The organism is Aquipseudomonas alcaligenes NBRC 14159 (assembly GCF_000467105.1).
GTDB classification, from domain to species: domain Bacteria; phylum Pseudomonadota; class Gammaproteobacteria; order Pseudomonadales; family Pseudomonadaceae; genus Aquipseudomonas; species Aquipseudomonas alcaligenes.
In genome coordinates this window covers 1-1,273 of sequence record NZ_BATI01000106.1, presented here as the reverse complement: position 1 = coordinate 1,273, position 1,273 = coordinate 1, and the positions used below count along the sequence as shown (strand labels likewise).

1 pseudogene is annotated in these 1,273 nt (G+C 58.9%); it reads right to left on the bottom strand.

The window, feature by feature from the left end:
* Window positions 1–18 precede the first annotated feature (18 nt).
* Window positions 19–1,014: pseudogene (locus PA6_RS22240) on the bottom strand (ATP-dependent nuclease); the annotation flags it as partial.
* Between the last annotated feature and the right edge of the window lie 259 nt (window positions 1,015–1,273).

Sequence of the window (1,273 nt, the reverse complement as noted above, 5' to 3'; positions counted from 1 at the left end):
ATTTCAGGGGGGATTACCGAATAACTGGCTGCCGGACAGCTCGCGCAGCGCGACCGGCGAGTGCGTCGTCATGAACACTTGCAACGGAGCGGCAGCGTCCTTTGCACCCAGCGAGTCCAGGAATCGCATGAGCCGATGAGGTTCAAGCCCGTATTCCACCTCATCAACCAGGGCAATTGGCGCGGCGCTGGCCGCAGCCCTTTGAAGCCCTGCCACTAGCAAGCGTGACGAGCCCGTGCCAAGGGAGCGCAGCGGAATACCTGTTTCACTGTGCAGCGCGATCGCCCCCTCGCCAATCGACACAGAATGTGCGTCAAGGAGCGCCTGAGGCATAGCCCCGACCGAAACGCCAAGATGCTGTGCTGTGCGTTGCACGACCTCAAGCGTCTGGGTCAGATGTTCGGCTGCTTGATTGCCAAAGTTCGCTCTTGCTTGCCTAGCGGCGCGCGCCAGTTCAGCACCAAGCTCGGCGCGCTCATCGGTAAGTCGATTGAGCACTGAGCCACGACTCCACGACAGGTTCGAGCTCGCAAAGCTGCCGATACGGGCGGGCGCTAGTGCCGCTCGTTCTTTCCAGGGAAGAGTGCGTTCAAGTTGCTGCTGCTCCGCGCGCTCGGAGAAAAGTGTCCAAACAGGCTCCAAATCGGCACCAACTTGCAGACGCAAGGTGATGACGGTCTCCAGCCCCGCTCGCGGTTCGTCTTCGACTTCCCCCGTACCGGGATGGAATCCACGCAAGAACTCGCCGTAGACATCGATATCCATCAGCGATACCGGCAAATCGCCAAGCGCCACGCTGATGGTGATGGGTACATCGACGTTTAATGCGAAGAAGTCCATGTCGCCGAACGTGCCGCCTCGGCGGGCGCCGACGCAAAGGTCAATCGCGTCCAGGATGCTGGACTTCCCACTGTCACCCGGACCAATGAGGCAGTTAATTCCGGGGGCCGGCACCCAGTCGAGCGCCTGGATAGACCGGAAGTTGCTAATTTGCAGTCGGCGAATGCGGGCCACGGAGAATCCTCATGGGGTAACGACTGTCAGTCTCCTACTCGCAGCGGGAACGATCCATAGAACGTCCCCTCGTCATCAGGTGATGCGACTGATAGGTCAAGTTGCAAGCTACCGTACGGTATTTTCCGGTCAGATGCGCATTTAAAAAATCGCCCTGCAGGTAGGCACATCGTCTTGTCTAGCAGACTAGCCAACGTCCGTTGCTTTCAACCTAAGCGCATTGAAAACCACCGAGGCTGAACTGACGCTCATTGCCAGA